This is a genomic window from Denitratimonas tolerans (genome assembly GCF_037203605.1).
GTDB classification, from domain to species: domain Bacteria; phylum Pseudomonadota; class Gammaproteobacteria; order Xanthomonadales; family Xanthomonadaceae; genus Denitratimonas; species Denitratimonas tolerans.
The window spans coordinates 12,922-36,681 of sequence record NZ_JBBDHC010000016.1; the positions used below are offsets into that span (position 1 = coordinate 12,922).

The following is a 23,760-nucleotide window of genomic DNA, read 5'->3' on the forward strand; positions in this document are numbered from 1 at the left end:
TTTCCAGGAGCTTTCGCATGTCCCTGCCAAGAATTTCCCTGATCGCCACCGCGCTGCTGCTCACCGCAGGCGGCAGCGCCGCCGCGGCCGACCTGATGCAGGCCTACACCCTGGCCCGCGACAGCGATCCGCAGCTGGCCATCGCCGACACCTCGCGCGAGGCCGGACAGCTGCGCGTCACACAGAGCCGCGCCAATCTGCTGCCCACCCTGTCCGGTTCTGCCGGCTACTCGCGCAGCGGCACGGATACCTCGGGCGAGCGCGTGCTGTCGGTGGACCCGCCGATCGTGTCCACCACCAACACCAGCTCGCATTCGAGCGGCCGCAACTACGGCCTGCAGCTCAACCAGTCGATCTACAACCACGCCAACTACACCCAGCTGCGCGCGGCCCGCAAGCGCGGTGAAGTGAGCGAAGTGCAGTACGACGCCGAAAACGACAACCTCATCGTGCGCGTCGCCGAAGCCTACTTCGGCAACCTCACCGCGATCGACGCGCTGGTGTTCGCGCGCGCCGAAGAGCGCGCGGTGAAGCGCCAGCTCGACCAGGCCGAGCAGCGCTTCGAAGTCGGCCTGACCGCGATCACCGACGTGCACGAAGCCCAGGCGCGCTACGACAGCGCGCGCGCCGGCGCGATCAGCGCCGAGGTGGCGCTGGAAGACTCGCGCGAGGCGCTGATCCAGATCATCGGCCAGCCGCTGGAAAACCTGCGCGGGCTGGGCGAGGACTTCAGCCCGGCGCGGCCTTCGCCCTCGGGCGTCGATGCCTGGGTGCAGCTGGCCATGGACCAGAACCCCACGCTGCGCGCGCAGGCGCTTTCCGCGCAGGCCGACGAGCTGGATGTTTCCACCGCGCGTGCCGGCCACCTGCCCTATCTGTCCGCTTCCGCCAGCCGCGGCCGCAGCTACGGCTGGGGCGAATCGGCCGGTGCGGCCGGCATCATCCCGAGCAACAGCCAGGGCGACGACTGGCGCGTCGGAGTGAACCTGGTGGTGCCGATCTTCTCCGGCTTCGCCACCCAGTCGCAGGTGAAGCTCGCGATCAACGCGCGCGACCAGAACGCGCTGCGCTACGACCAGAACCAGCGCGCCATCCTGCGCCAGACCCGCAACGCCTATCGCGCGCTGGAGGCGGGCATCAGCGAAGTGGAGGCCCGCAGGCAGGCCGTGGTGTCGGCGCGCAGCGCGCTGGAAGCGACCGAGGCCGGCTTCGAGGTCGGCACCCGCACCATCGTCGACGTGCTGCTCTCCCAGCAGGTGCTGTTCCAGGCCCAGAGCAGCTATTCCAGCGCCCGCCACAACTTCCTGGTCAACACCCTGCGGCTCAAGCAGGCGGCCGGTGTCATCGGCATCGAGGACGTGGCCGAGACCAACCGCTATCTGGTGCGCGACGCCGAGGCCGCGCTGGCCGACGGCGGCGATTCGGCCGAAGGCTGATCGCGGCACCGCCGCGCCACCGTTCCATCACGCGTTCCACTTCAACCCGGCCCGCCCGAGTCATCGGACTCGGGCGGGCCGCCGGTGCCCGGGCGAGGCGCTCAGGCCTGCGCCAGCGCCTGTTCCAGGTCGGCGATCAGATCGTCGATGTGCTCGATGCCCACGCACAGGCGCACCGTGTCTTCGCTGACGCCGGCCTTGATCATTTCCTCGGGCGAGAGCTGGCGGTGCGTGGTGGAGGCCGGGTGGGTGGCCAGCGAGCGGGTGTCGCCGATGTTCACCAGGCGCAGGAAGAGCTTGAGCGCATCGAGGAACTTCTCGCCGGCCGCGCGCCCGCCCGGCAGGCCGAAGGTGAAGAGGCCCGAGCCCTGGCCCTTGAGGTACTTCTGCGCCAGCGCGTGCTCGGGGTGATCGGGCAGGCCGGCGTAGTTCACCCACGACACCTTGGGATGGTTCTTGAGGTACTGCGCCACCTTCAGGGTGTTTTCGCAGATGCGCTCCATGCGCAGGGTGAAGGTTTCGATGCCCTGCAGGATCAGGAAGGCGTTGAACGGCGAGATCGCCGCGCCCGTGTTGCGCAGCGGCACCACGCGCGCGCGGCCGATGAAGGCCGCCGGCCCCAGTGCCTCGGTATAGACCACGCCGTGATAGCTCACGTCCGGCTCGTTGAGGCGCGGGAAGCGCGCCCTGTGCTCGGCCCAGGGGAACTTGCCAGAGTCCACGATCGCCCCGCCGATGCTGTTGCCGTGCCCGCCCAGGTACTTGGTGAGCGAGTGGATCACGATGTCCGCGCCGAACTCGATCGGACGCAGCAGGTGCGGGGTTGCGACGGTGTTGTCCACGATCAGCGGCACGCCGTGCGCGTGCGCGATCTTCGCCAGCGCCTCGATGTCGGTGACGTTGCCCAGCGGGTTGCCGATGGACTCGACGTAGATCGCCTTGGTGCGCGCGTCGATCAGCGGCGCGAAGGATTCCGGATCGCGGTAGTCGGCGAAACGCACCTCGATCCCGTACTGCGGCAGGGTGTGGGCGAACAGGTTGTAGGTGCCGCCGTACAGCGTTCCGGCCGAAACGATGTTGTCGCCGGCCTGGGCGATGGTGAGGATGGCGTAGGTGATTGCGGCCTGTCCGGAAGCCAGCGCCAGCGCCGCGATGCCGCCTTCCAATGCCGCGACGCGCTGCTCGAGCACGTCCTGGGTCGGGTTCATGATGCGGGTGTAGATGTTGCCCGGCACCTTGAGGTCGAACAGGTCGGCGCCGTGCTGCGCGCTGTCGAAGGCGTAGGCCACGGTCTGGTAGATCGGCACCGCCACCGAACGGGTGGTCGGGTCGGGCGAATAGCCGCCGTGCACGGCGATGGTTTCGGGCTTCCAGTTTTCGCGGCTCATGGCGGCGTCCGTCGGGGAGGGAGATCGCCATCATGCCGCGAGGTTATCAGCCGGGTCGATACGAAACGACATGTGATGATGCGAATTCAGCCATGAGCGGCGCGATACTGTCCGCCCACCCAGCGAGATCCGCGCCATGAACCTGACCTTCTATACCCACCCCATGTCCCGTGGCCGCATCGCGCGCTGGATGCTGGAGGAGACCGGCCTGCCCTACGAGGAAGTCCTGCTCGACTACGCCAGCACGATGAAGGCCCCCGAGTACCTGGCGATCAATCCGATGGGCAAGGTGCCGGCGCTGCGCCACGGCGACACCGTCGTCACCGAAAGCGTCGCCATCGGCCTGTACCTGGCCGACCTGGTGCCGGAAAAGCGCCTCGCTCCACCGCCCGGCAGCGCCGAACGCGGCCCGTACTACCGCTGGCTGCTGTTCCTTGCCGGCCCGCTGGAAGCCCTGCTGACCGCCAAACACGCCGGTGCTCTGGCCCCGCCCACCAGCGCCGGCTACGGTGCCGAAGGTGATGTGGTCCGCGTGCTGGAGCAGGCCGTGGCCGGGAAGACCCACCTCGCCGGCGACCGCTTCACCGCCGCCGACCTCTACATGACCGCCTACCTGAACTTCTACATGCAGTTCGGCATGCTCGACCGCCTGCCCGCCTTCGAAACCTTCTGCGCCCACCACGCCGAGCGCCCGGCAGCGCTGAAGGCGCTGGCGCGGGATGAGGCGCTGATGGCGGCGCAGCAGGCGGGGCGCTAGTCCTGCGCCTTCGTGGCTTCGTCCAATTGGTATCAGCCAGCACCGGGCGCGTTGCGCGGTGTCCGGGCGGGCCGGTGTCAGCAGGTTGGCTCACCGGCTGAAAGGCGTACCGACAGATCGTCAAACCATCTTCTTCATCCGATAAAGCAGGTCCAGCGCCTCGCGCGGGCTCATCGCGTCGGGATCGAGGCCGCGCAGGGTTTCTTCCACCGGGGAAGGCATCGGCGGGGCGAACAGGCCAAGCTGCGGCGATGCGGGCGCGGCGCTGGCGGCGGGGGCCGCTGCGTCGAGGCTGGCGGCCATGCCCGATTCGAGGCGTTCGAGCAGACCCTTGGCCTGCGCGATGACCGGGCGCGGCAGGCCGGCGAGGGCGGCCACCTGCAGGCCGAAGCTGCGGTTGGCCGGGCCTTCGCGCACCGCGTGCATGAACACCAGGCGCTCGTTGCCCTGCGAATCGCGGTGTTCGACCGCATCGAGGTGCACGTTGGCGATGCCCGCGCCCGGCTCGTTCGCCAGCGCGGTGAGCTCGAAATAGTGCGTGGCGAACAGGGTGAAGGCGCGGTTGGCCTGCGCCAGGTGGCGCGCGCAGGCTTCGGCCAGGGCGAGGCCGTCGTAGGTGGAGGTGCCGCGGCCGATCTCGTCCATCAGCACCAGGGAATGTTCGGTGGCGTGGTGCAGGATGTAGCTGGTCTCGCTCATCTCGACCATGAAGGTCGACTGGCCGCGCGTCAGGTCGTCGCCGGCACCGATGCGGGTGAGGATGCGGTCGATCGGCCCGATGCGCGCCGCGGCGGCGGGCACGAAGCTGCCGATGTGGGCGAGCAGCACGATCAGCGCGTTCTGGCGCATGTAGGTGCTCTTGCCGCCCATGTTGGGGCCGGTGATGACCAGCATGCGGCGCTCGGGTGAAAGCGCGAGATCGTTGGGCTCGAAGGGCTCCTCGCGCACCGCTTCCACCACCGGATGGCGGCCGCGCTCGATGTGGATGCCGGGCGAATCGGTGAGCACGGGACAGGACCAGTCGAGCGCCAGCGCGCGTTCGGAAAACGCGCACAGCGCATCGAGTTCCGACAGCGCGGCGGCGCAGCGCTTGAGCGGCTCCAGTGACTGGTTGAGCGCGTCGAGGAGTTCCTCGTAGAGCGCCTTCTCGCGCGCCAGCGCCCGTTCGCGCGCACCCAGCACCTTGTCCTCGAAGGTTTTCAGCTCCTCGGTGATGTAGCGCTCGGCGCCGGTCAGGGTCTGGCGGCGGGCGTAGTGCAGCGGTGCCCTGTCCGACTGCCCCTTGCTGATCTCGATGAAGTAGCCGTGCACGCGGTTGTAGCCGACCTTGAGCGTGGCGATGCCGGTGGCAGCGCGTTCGCGGGCCTCCAGGTCGAGCAGGAACTGGTCGGCGTTGGTGGCCAGGCGGCGCAGTTCGTCGAGTTCCGCATCGAAGCCATCGGCGATGACGCCGCCGTCGCGCAGCAGGACCGGAGGCTGTGCCATCACGGCGCGCGCGAGCAGCTCGGCGCTGTCGCCGTGTTCGCCCAGCTCCGCGGCGAGCGCGGAAAGGCGCGGGGAATCCAGCGGCGAAAGTTCAGCGCGAATGTCCGGCAGCGCCGCCAGCCCGTCGCGCAGGGTGGAAAGATCGCGCGGGCGGGCCGAACGCAGGGCGACGCGCGCGAGGATGCGTTCGAGATCGCCGAGCGCGCGGAAGCGTTCGCGCAGCGGTTCCAGGACGCCGGTATCCAGCAGGGTCGCCACCGCATGGTGGCGCTCGCGCAGGACGCGCTGGTCGCGCAGCGGGCGGTGCAGCCAGCGCCGCAGCAGGCGTCCGCCCATCGGGGTGATGCTGGTGTCGATCACGCCCAGCAGGGTGTGGCGCAGGTTGCCGTCCACGCGCGAATCCAGCTCCAGATGGCGGCGCGTGGCGGCGTTCATCGCGATGCCGTCCTCGGCCGACTCGAAGGCGATGGACGAAAGATGCGGCAGGCGCTGCTTCTGGGTTTCCTCGACGTAGGCCAGCAGCGCCCCGGCCGCGGCGGTGGCGCGCGGGCGCGCGTCCAGCCCGAAGCCTGCGAGATCGTGCACCCGGAAAAAGCGCGTCAGCGCGCGCCGTGCGGCCTCGGCGTCGAACAGCCAGGGCGCGCGGCGTCGAACGCCCGCCTGCGCGCCGAGCCACTCGGGCAGGCTGTCCTGGTCGGGAAGCAGCAGTTCGGCCGGTTCCAGTCGCGCCAGTTCCGCGGCGAGCGCGTCGTCGCTTTCCACTTCGTTGACGAAAAACCGCCCGCTCGAAAGATCCGCCCAGGCCAGCCCATACCCCTCGCGCGCCGGTGCCAGGGCCATCAGCAGGGTGTCGCGGCGCTCGTCCAGCAGGGCTTCGTCGGTGACGGTGCCGGGCGTGACGATGCGCACCACGCGGCGTTCCACCAGCCCCTTGGCCTGTGCCGGATCGCCGATCTGCTCGCAGATCGCGACCGATTCGCCCAGCGCCACCAGGCGCGCGAGATAGCCCTCGTGCGAATGCGCCGGCACCCCGGCCATCGGGATCGGCGCGCCGCCCGAGCTGCCGCGCTGGGTGAGGGTGATGTCGAGCAGCTTTGCCGCGCGCCGCGCGTCGTCGTAGAAGAGCTCGTAGAAGTCGCCCATGCGGAAGAACAGCAGCACCTCCGGATGCTCGGCCTTGGCCGAGAAGTACTGCTTCATCAGCGGCGTGTGTTCGGGAGCGGCGTCCTTCGGGGCGCGGGGGGAACTCATCGGGCATCAGCGACGGGGCGGGCACCGCATGGTACAGGAGCCGCCGCGGCGGCCCGCGCGGCTGCGTCGGCGGGCGCAAATGGCGCAGCGGCTTGATGGATCAGAAGCGTGACGGAATGCAAGGGCGGGCGCACGAAATTTGACATTGACTTGGCCCCGGAGCGGGGGCTATGGTCTCCCGGTCGATCCACAAGATGTTGTGGTTCGATCCGATGACCAGACCCAACAACTTGTGGCGCAAACGGAGCGCTGTGGTGTGCGGGAGCGGTGCCGGAGGGGCGTGCGGCAAGGGCGCGGGGTGACTGCCGGTGCACGGGCAGGCAGCGCCGCACGGCAGCCGGCGCGCGTTTCCGAAGCCGATCCTCGCCGGGTCGGCACCTCGGTCAGAACAATGAACAAACGGGAGATACAACGGGCATGAGCACCGCGAGGCTGGAGGCCGTGGTTACGGACACCACACAGGACATTGCGATGCAGCCGGCGTCGGCCGACATCTGGGACAAGAAGTATCGCCTCAAGACCAAGCAGGGCGTGGCGCTGGATGCCGACATCGACGGCACCTACCGGCGCGTGGCCAAGGCGCTGGCCGATGCCGAGCCGACCGCGGAACTGCAGAAGTACTGGATGGAGCGCTTCACCTGGGCGCTGCGCCGCGGCGCGATCCCGGCCGGGCGCATCACCTCCAACGCCGGCGCGCAGGAACACAAGCCGGCCACCAGCACGATCAACTGCACCGTCTCGGGCACCATCGAGGACTCGATGGACGGGATCCTGGAGAAGGTCCACGAGGCCGGCCTCACCCTGAAGGCGGGCTGCGGCATCGGCTACGAGTTTTCGACCCTGCGCCCCAAGGGGGCCTTCGTCGCGGGTGCCGGCTCCTACACCTCCGGCCCGATGTCCTTCATGGACATCTACGACAAGATGTGTTTCACGGTGTCTTCGGCCGGCGGGCGGCGCGGCGCGCAGATGGGCACCTTCGATGTCTCCCATCCGGACGTGAAGGACTTCATCCGCGCCAAGCGCGAGGACGGGCGGCTGCGCCAGTTCAACCTCTCGCTGCTGATCACCGACGGTTTCATGCAGGCGGTCGAACGCGACGGCGACTGGCCGCTGGTGTTCCCGCTCAACGCCCAGGAAAAGGGCGACGTGGACCTGTCCGACAGCGCCCAGGTGCTGTGGCGCGAGTGGCCGGTGCAGAAGAACTACATCGTGCGCGACGACGGGCGCGTGGCCTGCCGGGTGTACGGCCACATCAAGGCGCGGCACCTGTGGGACATGATCATGGTATCCACCTACGACTACGCCGAGCCGGGCTTCATCCTGATCGACCGCGTCAACGAGATGAACAACAACTGGTGGTGCGAGAACATCCGCGCGACCAACCCCTGCGGCGAACAGCCCCTGCCGCCCTATGGTGCCTGCCTGCTGGGCTCGGTCAACCTCACCAAGTTCGTGCGCCATCCCTTCACCGAGCGCGCCTCCTTCGACTGGGACGAATACCGGGAAGTGGTGCGCGTGTTCACCCGCATGCTCGACAACGTGGTCGAGGTCAACGGGCTGCCGCTGGAGCGCCAGCGCGAGGAAATCCTCCACAAGCGCCGCCACGGCATGGGCTTCCTCGGCCTCGGCAGCACGCTCACCCTGCTGCGCATGAAGTACGGCAGCCCCGAGAGCTGCGAGTTCACCGAGCGCGTTTCGCGCGAGATGGCGCTGGCCGGCTGGGAAACCGGCCTGGCGTTGGCGCGGGAAAAGGGTCCGGCACCGATCATGGACGTGCTCTTCACCGTCGACGCCGCGATGCTGCGCAAGCGCCCGGAAATGGTGCGCGACGGCTGGAAGGTCGGCCAGGAAATTCCCGGCCGCGTGCTGCACGCCAAGTACAGCCGCTACATGCAGCAGGTCGCCGAGGTGGCACCCGAGCTGGTCGAGGCGCTGGCCGAAACCGGCTGCCGCTTCACCCACCACAGTTCGATCGCGCCCACCGGTACCATCTCGCTGTCGCTGGCCAACAACGCCTCCAACGGCATCGAGCCCAGCTTCGCCCACCACTACAGCCGCAACGTGATCCGCGAAGGCAAGAAGACCAAGGAAAAGGTCGACGTGTGGTCCTACGAGCTCCTGGCCTACCGCGAGCTGGTCAATCCGAAGGCGATGCCTTACGCCGAGGACGCTGCCGCCAGGCTCCCCGACTACTTCATCGCCGCCGACGACATCAGCCCGAAGGAGCACGTGGACGTGCAGGCTGCGGCGCAGAAGTGGGTCGACTCCTCCATCTCCAAGACCGCCAATGTCCCCACCGACTACCCCTACGAGGAGTTCAAGGACATCTACCGCTACGCCTGGCAGCAGGGGCTGAAGGGCTGCACCACCTTCCGCTTCAACCCCGCCGCCTTCCAGGGCGTGCTGGTGAAGGAGTCCGATCTGGAAAGCACCGTCTATCGCTTCGAGCTGGAAGACGGCTCGGTGGTGGAAGTGAAAGGCAACGAAGAGATCGAGTACGACGGCGAATTGCACACCGCCGCCAACCTGTTCGATGCCCTGAAGGAAGGCTATTACGGCAAGTTCTGAATGCCCTGCGCCGGAGCACGGCGGCGCGCGCAGACGCGCCCCGTGCGTCCCGGTTCCAGCCGCGCCGACGCGCCCGCCGCGGCATCCGAATCCATGCAGCACCGTTTGACCGGAGTTTCGTTACATGACCGTCAGGATCACCCAGAAGATCAAGGGATACGCCGTCCTTCGTCCCGAAGACACGGCCAGGGAGCTTCCCGCCGCCACCAGCGCGCCGGCCGCCGAGCCGGAAGACAACGTGATCCAGATGCACGAGCGCATCAAGCGCCCGGAAGTCCTGATCGGCAGCACCTACAAGATCAAGCCGCCGCTGGTCGAACACGCCATGTACGTCACCATCAACGACATCGTGCTCAATCCCGGCACCGAGCACGAGCAGCGCCGTCCGTTCGAGATCTTCATCAACTCCAAGTCGATGGAGCACTTCCAGTGGATCGTGGCGCTTACCCGCATCATGTCCGCGGTGTTCCGCAAGGGTGGCGACGTCACCTTCCTGGTGGAGGAGATGAAGGCCGTGTTCGATCCGCGCGGCGGCTACTTCAAGGGCGGCGGCGTCTACATGCCCTCGCTGGTGGCCGACCTGGGCGGCATCATCGAGGACCACCTCAAGGCCATCGGCCTCATGCACGACCCGGATCTGAGCGACGAACAGCGCGCCCTGATCGCGGAAAAGCGCCGTGCCGTCGAGGACCGCTCAAAAAAAAAGCCTGACGCCGGCACCCTGACCGCGCCGGTGCCCGCCTCGGACGCCGCCCCCGGCGATTCGGAAGACATCGAGGTCACCGGCGAAGGCGCGAGCTTCCCGCCTTCCGCCACGATTTGCCACAAGTGCAGCGCCAAGGCGCTGGTCATCCTCGACGGCTGCGCCACCTGCCTGAACTGCGGATACAGCAAGTGCGGGTGAGCCGGGCGTGGCCCGCGCGCCCGTGATCCGCGCCCGATCCGGTACCGCCTGACTCCCGCCGCGGACGCGCGGCGCGCACCCGTATGCGCGCGCCGCCGAGGGCAGCTGGCGCACTTTCCGATGATGTCGCTCCGTGCGCGCCGCATGGGTCCATCTTGTGTTGACGCGGCCAGTTCACCCCAATATCTTGTGTCGGTCGGTGTCCTGGCCCGCGGTGCAGCGCGGGCAGGCTGAATAGGGAATCCGGTGCAAACCCGGAACTGCCCCGCAGCGGTAAGTGGAAGCGAAAGGCGTCAACGGCACTGGGTCGCAGCACCTGGGAAGCCAAGCCGAGTAGGAGGGCGAGAGCCCGCGTCCGCGAGTCCGAAGACCTGCCGACACGCCGGGAAAGGCCCGGTCTCAGGCGGTGAGACGCCGATGACCGATGCTGATACCACGCCCGGCGCAGGTGACCGCTTCCGCGGGGAGGCGTGTCGCAGGCGCGTGACGAAGGTCCGCGCGCCGGCGCACGCATTCGCCGAAGCACGATCCACACGCCCTGCGCGAGGGAGCAGGTTCTGGACCGTGTGCGGCCGTCTGGCCGCAGGAGAGATGCACATGCCAGCGATGGATCTGACCGAACTGCTTTCCCTGAACGAAGGCGAGCCGCCCGCTGCGCCGCCGGCCGAGCCGCCCGCGCCCGCGCAGCGCCCCGCGTTCTCGCGCACCATCCGCAAGCGCGATGGCAGCACCGAGCCCTACATCCCGCGCAAGCTCAACGGCTGGGGCGAGTGGGCGGCCTCGGCGTTCGGCGACAAGGTGGACTGGAGCCGCATCGTCATCAACGTGATGAGCGCGATGCCCGAAACGGTGTCCAGCGCCGAGCTGCAGGAAAAGCTGATCCAGAACTGCCTGGACATGGGCACCTGGTCGTACTACCGCATGGCCGGAAGGCTGTATGCGCCGCACCTGCACAAGAGCATCCACGGCGCGGGCATTCCCACCGTCGCGCAGCTGCACGCGCGCATGGTGGCCGACGGCGTGATGGTGCGGCTCGACTACGACGCGGACGACTACGCGGCGCTGGAGGGCATCATCGACCACGCGCGCGACTACGACACCCCGCACTTCGCGCTGCACTACATCCGCCGCAAGTACAGCCTGCAGAACCGCGCCACCGGGCAGGAGTACGAGACCCAGCAGTTCGTTTACCTGCGCATGGCGATGGCGCTCGCCGAGCAGGCGCCGAGGGACGCGCGCATCGACCTGGTGCGGCGCTTCTATCGCGCCTTCGCGGAGAAGAAGATCTCCGCGCCGACGCCCAACTACGTCAACCTCGGCACCCGCCTGCGCGGCTTCGCCTCGTGCTGCCTGTACGTTGCCGGCGACAGCGAGGCTTCGCTTGCGATCGGCGACCACATCGCCTACCGCATGACGGCCTCCTCGGCCGGCATCGGCAGCCACCTCGTCACCCGCAGCAAGGGCGATCCGGTGCGCGGCGGGCTGATCGAGCACATGGGCAAGCTGCCCTACTACGCGGCGCTGGGCAAGGCGGTGCACGCCAACATGCAGGCCGGGCGCGGCGGCGCCTGCACCACCTACTACTCGGGGTTCGACCCGGAGGCCGAGGTCATCGCGCACCTGCGCAATCCGCGCAGCACCGAGGACCGCAAGAACCGCGACCTGCACTACGCCCTGGTGACCAACCGCCTGTTCGCGGAAAAAGCCGCGAAGAACGAGCGCGCGTTTTCCTTCAACGTCTACACCGCGCCGCGCCTGACCGCGCTGTTCTTCAGCGACGACGCGGAAGGCTTCCGCCGCGAGTACGAGCGCCTGGAAGCCGATCCGGCGTTCCGCAAGGAGTGGTTCCAGCCGCGCGAGCTGCTGCTCACCTCGCTCAACGAGGCGCTGGAAACCGGCGTGGCCTACCTTGCGAACATCGACGAGATGAACCGCCACACGCCGTTCAAGGAGCCGATCCACTCCTCCAACCTGTGCCTGGAAATCTGCGAGCCGAACCGGCCCTACCGGGACATGCGCGACCTGTATTCGGATCGCGAGGTGGGCTGGATCGAGGTGGAGCTGCTGGGCGGCGAGCGCCGCCGGCTCGACTTCAGCGCCGCGCTGACCCGCAACGGCCGGAGCATCTTCGCCGGCGAGCTCAAAGAAGGCGAACAGGTCACCAGCGAGGCGGGCGAGACCTTCGTCGTCAGCCGCATCCTGGAAACCTACGCCGAGCCGGAGGTGGCGCTGTGCTCGCTGGGCGCGATCGCCTGCGACAACCTCCCCGAGGACGACGATGCCGCCTACGAGGAGGCGATGTACCTCACCCTCAGGATGATCGACTACTGCATCGAACACAGCCACTACGCGCTGCCGCACATCGGCGTCACCGCGAAGGCGCGCATGAACGCCGGCATCGGCCTGATGGGCGTGGCCACGACGATGGCGCGCAAGAAGCTGCGCTTCGACACCCCGGAGGGCCGCGAGGAGCTGCACCGCATCGCCGAGCGGCACATGTACTTCGCGATCCGCGCCTCGCTGCGCGTGGCGCGCGAGCGCGGGCTGCCGCGCTGGATCCACAAGACCCGCTGGGTGGACGGCTGGCTGCCGATCGACACCTACAACCGCAGCGTCGACGCGCTCGGCGACTTCCGCTACCGCTACGACTGGGAGGCGCTGCGGCGCGAGATCATCGCGACCGGCGGCATCGGCCACTCCTGCCTGGTCGCCTTCATGCCGGGGGAGTCCTCCTCCAAGGCGCTGGGCCAGCCCAACTCCATCTATCCGGTGCGCGACGCGACGCTGGGCAAGACCGACGGCAACGTCACCATCCGCTGGGCCGCACCGGACAGCGACGATGACGCCTGCATGTACCAGTCGGCCTGGGACATCGCGGAAGTGGACATGCTCAAGGCCTACGCGGTGTTCCAGAAGTTCACCGACCAGGCCATCTCCGCCGACCTGTGGCGGCGCATCCGCGGCGACGAGAAGGTGGGCAGCAAGGATCTGCTGGCGCAGTACTTCGCGATGTTCAAGTACGGCATCAAGACCCGCTACTACTACAACTCCAACGTCGCCTCGGGCGTTTCGGTGAGCGACGGCGGACGCATGAGCGAGGCGGGCGACGCCGGCGCCTGCGAAGGCTGCACGCTGTGACGCCGGCCGCCTCCCGTTCGAAGGAAACCTCCATGACGCCCGCCCTGCCCGGCAAGATCTTCAATACCGAGAAGACCGACTACGAGGCCCCGGAAATCATCCTGGGCACCGACCCGGGCCTGTTCGACACCATAAACAAGCATTTCCCGGCGCTGTGGAAGCTCTACAAGACCCTGAAAAGCCAGGACTGGGACGAGAACGAGTTCGACTACGCGCCCTGCAACGTGCAGTTCAAGACCTGCGACAGGGCCACCTACGACATGATGGTGAAGACGCTGGCCTGGCAGTGGGAGGCCGACAGCGTGGCGGCGCACTCCATCGCCGCCGTGCTGGCGCCGGTGTGCACCAGCTCGGAGGCCTGGGCCGGCTGGGTGGAGATCACCCGCAACGAGATCGTGCACGCGGCCACCTACTCGGAGATCGTGCGCAACAGCTTCGACAGCCCCGACGACATCCTCAGCGAGATCCTCGCGGTCAAGGAGGCCATGGCGCGGCTCAAGACCGTGGGCGAAGCCTTCGACGCGGCGCTGGCGGTGAGCCTGGACTACGCCCGCGGCGCGCGCCCGAACGACCAGGCCACCTACAACGCGATCTATCTCTTCATCGTGACCCTGCTGTGCATGGAGCGCATCCAGTTCATGGCCTCCTTCGCCGTCACCTTCGGCGTATGCGAATCCACCGGCCTGTTCCAGCCCATCGGCAAGGCGATCCAGAAGATCGCCCAGGACGAGTTCGAAGTGCACGTGCAGTACGGCAAGGAAGTGCTCAAGTCGCTCTACAAGACCCCGCGCGGCCGCCAGGCCTTCGCCGACTGCCGCGAGAAGATCGTCGCCATCGTCAACGAGGTGGTGGAAAGCGAAGTCGAATGGACCGACTACGCGTTTTCCGAAGGCCGCGAGCTGACCGGCGTCACCTGCCGGATGATGAAGGACTGGGTCTACTTCAGCGCCACCGACGTGATCCGCTTCTTCCACCTCGAAGACGCCGCGCGCTTCCCGATCGTCACGCGGAACCCGCTCGCCTACATGGAGAACTGGCTCGACATGAGCAAGATCCAGGCCTCCAACCAGGAGGAGGACACCGCCCAGTACAAGGTCGGCGTGATGAAGCGCGACGACGAGGACGAAGTGTTCGCCGTCGATTTCTGACGTCGCCCGCCGCCCGTTCCACTTTCCCGAAATTTTCGAGCCTCCGGCCGGCACCGCCGCGCGCGCCGGCCGTCCACCCAACGAGGTGCCATCCGTGAACGTTACCGTCTATTCCAAGCCCGACTGCCCGCAGTGCGAGTCCACCCGCCGCGACCTGGAGATCCTCGGCATCGAGTACGCCCTGGTGGACCTGATGCAGGACCGCGCCGCGCTCGCGCGCCTGGTCGGCCTGGGCTATCGCAGCGCTCCGGTGGTGGAGTCCGACCGCGGCAGCTGGAGCGGCTACGACCGCGAGCGGATCAAGGCGCTGCTGGCCTGAGCGCAGCCGGCGGCGCGCCGCAGCGCGGGACCGGAAAGGTGCGGGCCGCGTGATCCTGTGGCTCAGCGCCCCCGCAGCGCGCCGAACAGGTCGCTCTCCACCCGCCGCCAGGCCGGCGTGACCAGATGCTGGCCGACGGCCGGCAGGGCCGACCGCTCCACCTTCACCGGCGCCGCGCCTTCACCCGCGTCTTCATCCTCCTCCCAGGCGCCGAGCCAGCGGTAGGTGCGCCACAGCACGCGCGCGCTGTCGGCACCGACCTGGCGCACGCGGCCTTCGCCGGCGATGCGGGCCTCGCTGTCCGCATCCTGTTCCAGGTAGAGCCGGTCGCCCACCGCCAGGCCCTCGCCGCGACCTTGGTCGACCTCCAGATCGAGGTAGGCGTAGCCGTCGGCGTCCAGGGTCACCCCGTCCGCCGGCGCGGAGACGAAGGTGATCGCGGCGCGCACCGCGGCGCTGGTGTCCACGCCGCAGCGCAGCGGCGCGTCACGGCGGGTGGTGAAGGCGGTGCCCCGGGCGGGCAGCGCCATCTCGTCGTCCGGCGCGAAGCGGCTCAGGTGCATCGTGGCGACCGATTCGTCCGCGCCCACCTGGCTCAGCTCCGCGTACCAGCCCTCGTTCGGCGGCAGGCCGTACAGGGCCATGCCCTCGATCAGGCCGTCGTCCGATCCGCGGTCCAGCCGCAGTCGCACCTGCGCCGAGTGGTGGCTCCACTGCAGCGGCGCGTCCGCATCGAGGTGTGCAACAACGCGGGTTTCAATGGCTTCCGTGCGCAGCATGTCGCGCAGCGACTTCGGCACGGCGGGGTGCAGGGGATCGTCCAGCGTGTAGCCGGGAGAATACGAACTCATCGCTGCCAGCGTGGAATCTTCGCCGGACGCTCGCCAGAACGTGGGCGCGAACTCCAGCGCGCCGTCCCCACTCCAGCGCTGTGCCTGATCCAGAAGCCGCGCCTGATCGAGCAGGAGCGCGTTCCTTCGAAGCCACGTCATGCAGCTCGCGCATGACGCGACGGGCGATGTCCTCGTCGCTCGTTGCGACGGGCGTCGCGTCGGCCGTCGCCGCGTCGAGCGCCGGCAGGGGCGGTGTGGCGGTGCCGGCCAAACCGGATGCGACGATCAGAAACAGGGATTCGATCAATCTCGTGCGCATGGCGGCGGCTCCGTGAGTAGCGATGGATCAAGCATGGGCGCAGCCTTCGCGACGGTCGCCGGTGCATCCAGCCTGCGTTGGGACGCGCCTTGCTACCCTTGCCCGATTCTCGCCAAACGCCTGCGGTGCCTGCCGCAGCACCACGCGTTTCCTGATCCGCCTGGGCTTCATCCGGTTTTTTCCCCGCCGCCTGCAGGACGCAGGTGTGCGCAGGCCGATCGCGGCCGAAGCCCAGGCGGATCGGGCAATCGCATCCGCCGCCGCGCGCCGCCGCACATCCGATCACGACTGGTTTTTCCAATGCTTTCCACCGTCCGCTGCGCCATCCCCCTCCTGCTGAGCACCATTTTCCTGCTGATGGGGGTGGGCCTGCTGCACACCCTGGTGGCGCTGCGCGGCGAGGCGCTCGGGTTTTCCGTGGCGATGATCGGCACGCTCAGCGCGGCCTACTACGCCGGCTTCCTGATCGGCACCTACACGGTGCCGCGCATGGTGCACCGGATCGGCCAGATTCGCGCCTTCGCGTTCTGCACCACCCTGCTCGTGGTCAGCGTGCTGGTGCAGGCCATCGGGCCGATCTACGGGCTGTGGCTGGCGATGCGCGTGCTGCAGGGGCTCCTGCTGGTCGGGCTCTACGTCATCATCGAGAGCTGGCTGAACGCGGCGGCCGAACCCAGGCACCGCAGCACGCTGTTCTCCATCTACATGATGCTCAACCTCGGTGCCGGCGCGCTGGCGCAGCAGTTCCTGCGCCTGCCCGGCGAGGGCTTCGTGCTGTTCAGCGTGGTGGCGATCCTGTTTGCGACCGCGAGCCTGCCGGTGATCGACATGCGCCAGCAGCAGCCGCGGCTGCACGCGATGCCCAAGGTGCAGCTCGCCCGCTTTTTCAGGCTGGTGCCCACCGCCATCGTCAGCGCCTGCGTCGCGGGACTTCTGCTTGGCGCGCTCTGGGGCCTGCTGCCGGTTTACGCGGCCGCGCAGGGGATGGATGCCGGCGCGGTCGGCACCTACGTCAGCGCGGCGGTCATCGGCGGCATGGCGCTGCAGTTGCCGCTGGGGCGTCTCGCCGACCGCATCGATCGGCGTCTGGCCCTGGCCGCCATCAGCGCCGCTGCCGCCATGATCGCGCTGGCGCAGCTGCTGCTGCCGGTGGGCGGGTCAACCGCCGCGCTTGTGCTGATCTTCGCCTTCGGCGGCATGGGCTTTGCGCTCTACCCGATCGCGATGGCGCATCTGGTGGACTACCTGGATCGCGACGAGCTGATGTCCGCCTCCAGCACGGTACTGCTGGTCAACGGCGTGGGCTCGGCGCTCGGGCCGCTGATCGCGGGCAACCTGATGAATCGCGGCGAACCCCGGCTGCTGTTCGCCTGGTTCTTTGCATTGAGCGCGCTGCTGGCGGCGTATGCGCTGTACCGCTTCATGCGCCGCAGGCGCGACGTCTCGGCGCAGGATCACTTCGTGCCGCTGGTGAACATCACCGCCGAATCGCTGGATCGACGCGCGCCCGATCGCGAGCGCTAGGAGCCGGCAGGCCGGCGGAAGTCACGGGCACGTCGTAATAGATGCCTGGCGTGGGCTCGGGCTGCAGGCGGAAGTGCCACCATTCCTCGGGAAGATTGACGAAGCCCTCCGCCGCCATCGCCGCGCGCAGCGCGTGGCGATTGGCGCGCTGCGCCGCATCGACCTCGTCCGAATCGGTGTGCGCGCGGCTGCCGAAGAAGTCGAACGGCGTGCCCATGTCGAGCGGCGCGCAGGCCGCGTCATCCGCATCGCAGGCGAGCAGGGTCAGGTCGACGGTGGCACCGCGGCTGTGGCCCGATTGCGGTGCGATGTAAGTTCCGCGCAGCAGCGATTTCTCCAGCGTCGGGTAGTAGACGGCCCGGGTGCGCGGGTCGTCGGCCTCATCCAGCCAGCGCATGAAGTGCGCCACGGCCCGCACCGGGCGGTAGCAGTCGAAGAGGTGCAGGCGGCGGTTTTCGCGCCGCAGCGCCATCTCCACCCGCGCCAGCGCCGTGGCCGCCTCGTGCCTGAGCCAGCAGGCCGGTGCCTCGTAGCCGTCCACCGGCGCGCCGATGAAGTTGTCGCGGCCGGCATAGCGGATGTCCTGCGAGATGTCCGGTACCCGCATGCGCAGGTCGACCATGCCGGCCGCCTCCATGGTGCGCGCGCCCGACACGTGCGGTGCCTCCGCGGCACGCGCCGCCATCGTGCTCAGGGCCAGCACCAGCAGCGCGGCGCGAAGGAACGGGCGGCGAATGAGCGGTGCAGGCATGGCGGCTCCAGTGCAAGGGGGCGGCGAGACACGCCGGATTGTAGGCATTCCCGCGCCGCCGGGGAGGTTGAACCTTTCGCCTTTTTCCATGCTCCATGTCCGGCCTCGAGCCCAACACGCGACCCATGACCGGCTACCCGTTCGATCCCTATGCCTTCCAGCGCACCTGCCTGTGGCGCAATCGGATGGCGCGCTGGCGGCAGGCACCGGGCGAAACCGCGTTTCATGCGGCGATCTGGCTGGCACTGACTTTCATGCTGGGCGCAGCGGCGGTGTCGCTTGCCGCGCGGCGCGATCTGGCCGACGGCCTGCTCGCCCTGACGCGGCCCGCCCCCTGGGCCTGGCTGGTGGCGTGGGGCGGCCTCATCGCGATGCGGGTGCGCGAGCGCGAGCGCGAGCGGGAGCGCCGCGATGCCGCCGACTGGCTGGCCGTGCAGCCGGTGGCCGCGCGCGTGCGGGCGCGCGAACGCATGCGCGTGGTGTTCGCCGGTGTGTGGCCGCACGCGCTGGCAGGCGCGCTGTTGTTCGGCTTCCTGCGCCTGCCGCGGGAGGCGTGGGGCTGGCTGGCCCTGATGCTGGTGGCTGCGTCCGCCGCAGGCGCGGCCTGGGCGCGCTGGCGTCGGCCGTCCGCGGATCGCGCCGTCCACACCGGAGCCGCCAGCGCGACCGGATCGGCGCACCATTTCGCCGGCCGCGGATGCCTGTGGCGCTGGCAGGCGCGCGAGGCGCTGGCCGGCATCGGCCCGCGCGCGCTGCGCCATGGACTCTGGATGCTGCTGCTGATACCGGTCGGTGCGAGTGCGCTGGGAGCGGCGCTGGCCCTGGCGAGCGGCCTGCTGCTGGCGGCGTACCTGACGGCGTGGCGGCGTGGCCTCGCGGTGTTGCTCGAGGCCGAACGCTGGCTGGGTGCGCAGCCGGCGCGGGCGCGGTTCTGGCTGTCCGGACTGATCGTGCCGCTGGCGCTGGCTTTGCTCGGTGCCGGCGTTGCCGGATTTGCGCTGGCCGCGCTGGGTGCCGTGCGCACTGCGCCGTGGATCGGCGCCGCCCTGTTCGCGGTGGCGATCCTGCACGGACTGTGCGCGCTGGCATTGCGCCGCACGCCCGGGCGCATTGCGCTCGATCTCACCCTGCGCCTGACCGTGCTCGGCGCGACCTGGCAGGCGTTTGCGCCCCTGCTGGCACCGCTGTGGCTGGCGATGTGCCTGCGGCTTTTGCATCGGGGAACGCGCGCATGAGCACGCGTCTGCTGCTGCGCGATCTCCATCTTTCCCATGGCGCAGACGAGGTGCTGGGCGGCGTCGACCTTTGCCTTGCCGGCGGCGAGCTGGTGGGCCTGATCGGCCCCAACGGCTCGGGCAAGAGCAGCCTCATGCGCGCCTGCGCGGGGCTGCTGCCGTGCACCGGAAAGATCCGCATCGACGGCATCGACCCGCGTGAACATCCCGTCGCCGCGCGCGCCCGGCTGGGCCACGCGCCCGATCCGGCCACGTTGCCCGGCGCGCTGCGCGGTCGCCAGTGCCTCGAACTGGTCGCCGGCGTGCGCCAGCTCGGTGCCGACGCCATCGCAGAGGCCGTGGCTCTGGCCGGTGCACTCGGACTGTCGCCATGGCTGGAGCGCGAGGTGGCCGAGTATTCGCTCGGCACGCGCCAGAAGCTTGCGGTGGTGCTGGCGTTGCTCGGCACGCCGCTGCTGCTGCTGCTCGATGAAGTGCTGAACGGGCTGGATCCGCTCGCCGCATTCCAGCTCAAGGCGATCCTGCGCGAACGCGTCGATGCCGGTGCGACGGTGCTGCTCGCCACCCACGGCCTGGATGTGGCCGAGCGCATCCTCGACCGCGCCGTGCTGCTGCTCGACGGGCGCATCGCGGCCGACTGGAATCGCGCCGAGCTCGATCGCCTGCGCGCGTCGGAAGGCGGGCTGGAAGCGGCCGTGGTGGCGCGGCTGCGCGCGCGGTGACGCCTGAGGCGGCGCTCAACGCGCGGCGTCGTGCCGGCTGCCGCCGCGACAGGCCGGTGACGCCGGTGCCTCGCCCAGCGCCTCCCATTCGGCCGGGGTGTAGGTGTGCAGGGCGAGCGCGTGGAGGTCGCGCATCAGGTCGCCGAGCGCGGCGTACACCGCCTGATGGCGGCGGAGCAGCGGCAGGCCCTCGAAGCGCGCGCTGGCGATGATGGCTTTGTAGTGGGTCTGGGTGCCGCGCGCGTGCAGGTGGCTTTCATCATGCACTTCCAGGTGTGCGGGTTCCAGCGTGAGGGCGGATTGGTGGATGCGTTCGCGCAGGTCCATGCGCTGTCTCCTGCTCTGCAAGGGCCTTGATTATCCCAGCGTCTGCGCGAAGCGGCGCGGCGCGCCTTCGAAGCCGCCGTTGGACATGAAGACCACGGTGTCGCCCGGCTGCACCAGCGCGGCCAGGCGCGCCAGCAGCGTATCGACGTCGGCCGCGACGTGGCCTTCGCCGCGCAGCGCGTCGATCACCCGATGCGCGTCCCAGGCCAGCTCGGGGCGGGCGAGGAACAGCACCGCGTCGGCCGGTGCCAGCGAGGGCGCGAGCTGGTCGGCGTGCGCACCCAGGCGCATGGAGTTGCTGCGCGGTTCGAGCACCGCGACGAGGCGGCCATCGGGATGGCGCGCGCGCAGGCCGTCGAGCGTGGTGCGGATCGCGGTAGGATGGTGGGCAAAGTCGTCGTAGACGCGAAGATCCGGGGCCTCGGCAATGAGTTCGAGCCGCCGCTTCGCGCCGCGAAACTGTGCGAACAGCGGCAGCGCCGCCTTTGCGTCGAATCCGGCCGCCGCCGCGGCGGCGAGCGCCGCGAGTGCGTTCATCACGCTGTGGCGGCCCGCCATCCGCCAGCGAACCTGGCCCAGTGTCTGGCCGCGATGCAGCACGGTGAAGGCGGAGCCGTCAGGCGCGTCGAGGCGGGCCTGCCAGTCGGCCGGCGCATCGATGCCGAACGTCTCCACCGGCGTCCAGCAGCCCTGCGCCAGCACCCGCGCAAGGTTGGCGTCCTCGGCGTTGACGATGAGCCGGCCGCGGCCCGGCACGGTGCGCACGAAGTGGTGGAATTGACGCTCGATCGCGGCAAGATCAGGGAAGATGTCCGCATGATCGAACTCGAGATTGTTCAGGATGGCGATCTGCGGGCGGTAGTGGACGAACTTGGAGCGCTTGTCGAAGAATGCGGTGTCGTATTCGTCCGCTTCCACCACGAAGCACGGCCCGGAACCCAGCCGCGCGGAGGCGTCGAAGTCGGCGGGAACGCCGCCGATCAAAAACCCCGGCGCGCCGCGGAGGCGATCGATCAGGAAGGCCAGCAGGGTGGAAGTGGTGGTCTTGCCGTGGGTGCCGGCGACCGCCAGCACGGTGCGCCCCGGCAGCACGTTTTCGGCCAGCCACTGCGCGCCCGAGGTGTAGGCAAGGCCGCGATCGAGCACCGCTTCCACCGCCGGATTGCCGCGCGACAGGGCGTTGCCGATGACCACTTCGGCCATGTCCGGGCCGATGTTTTCGGCCGCGTAGCCGCTCTTGAGCGCGATGCCCAGGGCTTCGAGCTGGGTGCTCATCGGCGGGTAGACGTTCTGGTCCGAGCCTTCGACGGCAAGACCCTGCTCGCGCGCGAGCGCGGCGACCCCGCCCATGAAGGTGCCGCAGATGCCGAGGATGTGCAGTGTCATCGCTTCACCGTGCACCCGCGGCGCGGGCGCGAGAAGTGTTCAGGCGGCCGGCGCGTGCCCGATCGCGGCCAGCACGCGGGCGGTGATCTCGTCCATGCTGCCGACGCCGTCCACCCGCACCAGCGTGCCGGCGGCTTCGTAGAAGCCGATCACCGGCGCGGTCTGGTCGTTGTAGACGCGCAGGCGGTTGCGCACGGTTTCGGGGGTGTCGTCGCTGCGCCCCTCGGCGCGCGCGCGCCCGGCGATGCGCTCGATCAGAAGCTCGGTGTCCACGTCCAGCAGCACCGCCACGTCGACCGGCTGGCCGAGGCGGGCGAGCAGGGCGTCGAGGGCGTTGGCTTGGGCGGAATTTCGCGGGTAGCCATCGAGGATGAAGCCCGCGCCGCAGTCGCCGGCACCCAGGCGCTCTTCGAGCATGCCCAGCACGATGTCGTCGGACACCAGCTCGCCGCGTTCCATCACGGCCTTGGCCTGGAGGCCCAGCGCCGTGCCCGCGGCGACCGCGCCGCGCAGCAGGTCGCCGGTGGAGATGTGCGGCACGCCGAGCGCCTCCTTGAGGCGGCTGGCCTGGGTTCCCTTGCCGGAGCCGGGGGCACCGAGTAGTACAAGTCGCATGTGCTGAGCCTGGAAGACGATGAGGCACCGCACGGCCGGGGCGGCCTTTCCGCTAGACTGGATCGGTTCGCGGCTGCGGTGCAGCGCAGCAAACCTAACCGCTGCCGAACGCCGCTGTCAAACCAGACCAAAGCCGCATCGCGCAGCGCAATTTGGCGCCTCGCCGCGACCTTCCCATCCACCCACACCGTAGCCATCCATGAGCCAGGGCAGACTGCTTTACGCACAATCGGGCGGAGTGACCGCCGTCATCAACGCCACCGCCTCGGCGGTCATCACTGCGGCGCGCGCGGCGGGCGTCAAGGTGTATGCGGCGCGCAACGGCATCATCGGCGCGCTGCGCGAGGATCTGATCGATACCTCGAGGGAGCCCATCGCCGCGATCCGCGCGCTGGCACATACCCCGGGCGGTGCGTTCGGCTCCTGCCGCTTCAAGCTCAAGACGATCGAGGCCGACCGCGCGCGCTACGAGCGCCTGATCGAGGTGTTCGCCGCGCACGATATCCGCTGGTTCCTCTACAACGGCGGCAACGATTCGGCGGACACCGCGAACAAGGTGTCGCAGGTGGCGCGCGAGTTCGGCTATCCGCTCACCTGCATCGGCGTGCCCAAGACGGTCGACAACGACCTGGCCGTCACCGACTGCTGCCCGGGCTTCGGTTCGGCCGCCAAGTACACCGCGGTCTCGCTGCGCGAGGCGGCGCTGGATGTGGCCTCGATGGCCGAATCCTCTACCAAGGTCTTCGTGCTGGAGGTCATGGGCCGCCACGCCGGCTGGCTGGCCGCCGCCGCGGGCCTGGCCGGCCAGGGCGCGGACGAGGCACCGCACATCATCCTGTTTCCCGAAGTGCCCTTCGACGAAGCGAAGTTCCTCGCCAGGGTCGATGACACCGTCAGGCGCGTGGGCTGGTGCGTGGTGGCGGTGTCGGAAGGGCTGCGCGGTGCGGACGGGCGCTTCCTCGCCGATGCCGGAACGGTCGATTCCTTCGGCCACACCCAGCTGGGCGGCGTCGGCCCGGCGATCGCGCAGCTGGTCAAGGCGAAGCTGGGCTACAAGCAGCACTGGGCGGTGCCCGACTACCTGCAGCGTTCGGCGCGGCATATCGCCAGCAAGACCGATCTCGACCACGCGCTGGCGGTGGGCGAGGCCGCGGTGAAGCTCGCGCTGGCCGGGCAGAACGCGGTGATGCCCGCCATCGTGCGCACCTCGAACGCACCCTACCGCTGGAAGATCGAGCCGGCACCGCTGGCGAAAATCGCCAATCACGAGAAAAAGCTGCCAAAGAACTTCATCTGCAAGGACGGCTACGGCATCACCGAGGCTGCGCGCCGGTACCTGGAGCCGCTGATCCGCGGCGAGGCACCGCCGCCCTACGGCAAGGACGGCCTGCCGGCTTACGTCACGCTGAAGAACGCGGCGGTGGAGAAGAAGCTGCCGGCGTATGACATTGCGGACGGGTGATCTTCCGGGTGGTTTCTCCCGCAGCCGCGTCGCGGTGCGGTTGCCGCAAGGCAGGTGCATGAATGAAGGCGTCGCCACACGACTCGCCGGTTTCGGGCGGGAAAGCACGCCTTCCAGTTCGGCCATCAACGCAGCGCCGGTAAAGAGCGCGATGCGGCCATGACGGGCGGAATCCAGCAGCGCGCGCGGCGC

Annotated in this window: 19 protein-coding genes and 1 riboswitch; of the genes, 12 read left to right on the plus strand and 7 right to left on the minus strand. The window is 69.1% G+C overall.

Annotated features, from left to right (window positions below):
* Positions 1–17: 17 nt before the first annotated feature.
* A complete protein-coding gene (locus WB794_RS10825) occupies positions 18–1,436 on the plus strand; it encodes a TolC family outer membrane protein (RefSeq protein WP_337335867.1) in 1,419 nt (472 codons plus the stop codon).
* 101 nt (positions 1,437–1,537) lie between these two features.
* Here WB794_RS10825 and WB794_RS10830 read toward each other — a convergent pair whose 3' ends face one another.
* Complete coding sequence (locus WB794_RS10830; protein WP_337335868.1) at positions 1,538–2,824, minus strand: O-acetylhomoserine aminocarboxypropyltransferase/cysteine synthase family protein; 1,287 nt, start codon at positions 2,822–2,824, stop codon at positions 1,538–1,540.
* A 136-nt stretch (positions 2,825–2,960) separates the two neighbouring features.
* Here WB794_RS10830 and WB794_RS10835 point away from each other — a divergent pair, with 136 nt between their 5' ends.
* The gene (locus WB794_RS10835) at positions 2,961–3,581 is read left to right on the plus strand and encodes a glutathione S-transferase family protein (protein WP_337335869.1); all 621 of its coding nucleotides are present in this window, start codon (positions 2,961–2,963) and stop codon (positions 3,579–3,581) included.
* Positions 3,582–3,701: 120 nt separating this feature from the next.
* Here WB794_RS10835 and mutS read toward each other — a convergent pair whose 3' ends face one another.
* A complete protein-coding gene (gene mutS, locus WB794_RS10840) occupies positions 3,702–6,317 on the minus strand; it encodes a DNA mismatch repair protein MutS (protein WP_337335870.1) in 2,616 nt (871 codons plus the stop codon).
* Between the two features lie 417 nt (positions 6,318–6,734).
* Here mutS and WB794_RS10845 point away from each other — a divergent pair, with 417 nt between their 5' ends.
* The 5 genes from WB794_RS10845 to WB794_RS10865 all read left to right on the plus strand — a co-directional run bounded on the left by WB794_RS10845 (position 6,735) and on the right by WB794_RS10865 (position 14,394).
* The gene (locus WB794_RS10845) at positions 6,735–8,885 is read left to right on the plus strand and encodes an adenosylcobalamin-dependent ribonucleoside-diphosphate reductase (protein WP_337335871.1); all 2,151 of its coding nucleotides are present in this window, start codon (positions 6,735–6,737) and stop codon (positions 8,883–8,885) included.
* 124 nt (positions 8,886–9,009) lie between these two features.
* Positions 9,010–9,789 carry a TSCPD domain-containing protein gene (locus tag WB794_RS10850; RefSeq protein ID WP_337335872.1) on the plus strand — a complete coding sequence of 260 codons (780 nt, stop codon included), beginning with the start codon at positions 9,010–9,012 and terminating at the stop codon, positions 9,787–9,789.
* 180 nt (positions 9,790–9,969) lie between these two features.
* Positions 9,970–10,182, plus strand: a riboswitch (cobalamin riboswitch).
* A 204-nt stretch (positions 10,183–10,386) separates the two neighbouring features.
* Positions 10,387–12,927, plus strand: a complete 2,541-nt coding sequence (locus WB794_RS10855; RefSeq protein WP_337335873.1) for a ribonucleoside-diphosphate reductase subunit alpha — start codon at positions 10,387–10,389, stop codon at positions 12,925–12,927.
* Positions 12,928–12,959: 32 nt separating this feature from the next.
* On the plus strand, positions 12,960–14,075 hold the full coding sequence (locus tag WB794_RS10860; RefSeq protein ID WP_337335874.1) for a ribonucleotide-diphosphate reductase subunit beta: 1,116 nt from the start codon (positions 12,960–12,962) through the stop codon (positions 14,073–14,075).
* Between the two features lie 94 nt (positions 14,076–14,169).
* Positions 14,170–14,394: a glutaredoxin family protein gene (locus tag WB794_RS10865; RefSeq protein WP_337335875.1), complete on the plus strand. Its 225-nt coding sequence runs from the start codon at positions 14,170–14,172 to the stop codon at positions 14,392–14,394.
* 62 nt (positions 14,395–14,456) lie between these two features.
* Here the strand turns inward: WB794_RS10865 and WB794_RS10870 are convergent, their stop codons facing one another.
* Positions 14,457–15,386: a hypothetical protein gene (locus WB794_RS10870; RefSeq protein WP_337335876.1), complete on the minus strand. Its 930-nt coding sequence runs from the start codon at positions 15,384–15,386 to the stop codon at positions 14,457–14,459.
* Between the two features lie 26 nt (positions 15,387–15,412).
* Here WB794_RS10870 and WB794_RS10875 point away from each other — a divergent pair, with 26 nt between their 5' ends.
* On the plus strand, positions 15,413–15,562 hold the full coding sequence (locus WB794_RS10875) for a hypothetical protein (protein WP_337335877.1): 150 nt from the start codon (positions 15,413–15,415) through the stop codon (positions 15,560–15,562).
* A gap of 284 nt (positions 15,563–15,846) precedes the next feature.
* Positions 15,847–17,070, plus strand: a complete 1,224-nt coding sequence (locus WB794_RS10880; RefSeq protein WP_337335878.1) for an MFS transporter — start codon at positions 15,847–15,849, stop codon at positions 17,068–17,070.
* Here WB794_RS10880 and WB794_RS10885 read toward each other — a convergent pair.
* Positions 17,024–17,821, minus strand: coding sequence for a M15 family metallopeptidase (locus WB794_RS10885; RefSeq protein WP_337335879.1), 798 nt, complete (start codon positions 17,819–17,821; stop codon positions 17,024–17,026). The genes WB794_RS10880 and WB794_RS10885 overlap by 47 nt on opposite strands.
* Before the next feature lie 95 nt (positions 17,822–17,916).
* Between WB794_RS10885 and WB794_RS10890 the strand changes: the two genes are divergently transcribed.
* Together WB794_RS10890 and WB794_RS10895 are read left to right on the plus strand one after the other, a co-directional pair.
* Positions 17,917–19,056 (plus strand): hypothetical protein, encoded by a 1,140-nt coding sequence (locus WB794_RS10890; RefSeq protein ID WP_337335880.1) that lies wholly within the window; start codon positions 17,917–17,919, stop codon positions 19,054–19,056.
* A complete protein-coding gene (locus WB794_RS10895; protein ID WP_337335881.1) occupies positions 19,053–19,778 on the plus strand; it encodes an ATP-binding cassette domain-containing protein in 726 nt (241 codons plus the stop codon). The genes WB794_RS10890 and WB794_RS10895 overlap by 4 nt, the downstream gene beginning before the upstream one ends.
* A gap of 15 nt (positions 19,779–19,793) precedes the next feature.
* Here WB794_RS10895 and WB794_RS10900 read toward each other — a convergent pair whose 3' ends face one another.
* The 3 genes from WB794_RS10900 to WB794_RS10910 are packed head-to-tail and all read right to left on the minus strand — an operon-like array spanning position 19,794 to position 22,106.
* Positions 19,794–20,105, minus strand: coding sequence for a BolA family protein (locus WB794_RS10900; RefSeq protein ID WP_337335882.1), 312 nt, complete (start codon positions 20,103–20,105; stop codon positions 19,794–19,796).
* A gap of 30 nt (positions 20,106–20,135) precedes the next feature.
* The gene (gene mpl / locus WB794_RS10905) at positions 20,136–21,491 is read right to left on the minus strand and encodes a UDP-N-acetylmuramate:L-alanyl-gamma-D-glutamyl-meso-diaminopimelate ligase (protein WP_337335883.1); all 1,356 of its coding nucleotides are present in this window, start codon (positions 21,489–21,491) and stop codon (positions 20,136–20,138) included.
* A 39-nt stretch (positions 21,492–21,530) separates the two neighbouring features.
* Positions 21,531–22,106: an adenylate kinase gene (locus WB794_RS10910; RefSeq protein WP_337335884.1), complete on the minus strand. Its 576-nt coding sequence runs from the start codon at positions 22,104–22,106 to the stop codon at positions 21,531–21,533.
* A gap of 199 nt (positions 22,107–22,305) precedes the next feature.
* Between WB794_RS10910 and WB794_RS10915 the strand changes: the two genes are divergently transcribed.
* A complete protein-coding gene (locus tag WB794_RS10915; protein WP_337335885.1) occupies positions 22,306–23,568 on the plus strand; it encodes a 6-phosphofructokinase in 1,263 nt (420 codons plus the stop codon).
* Positions 23,569–23,760 lie beyond the last annotated feature (192 nt).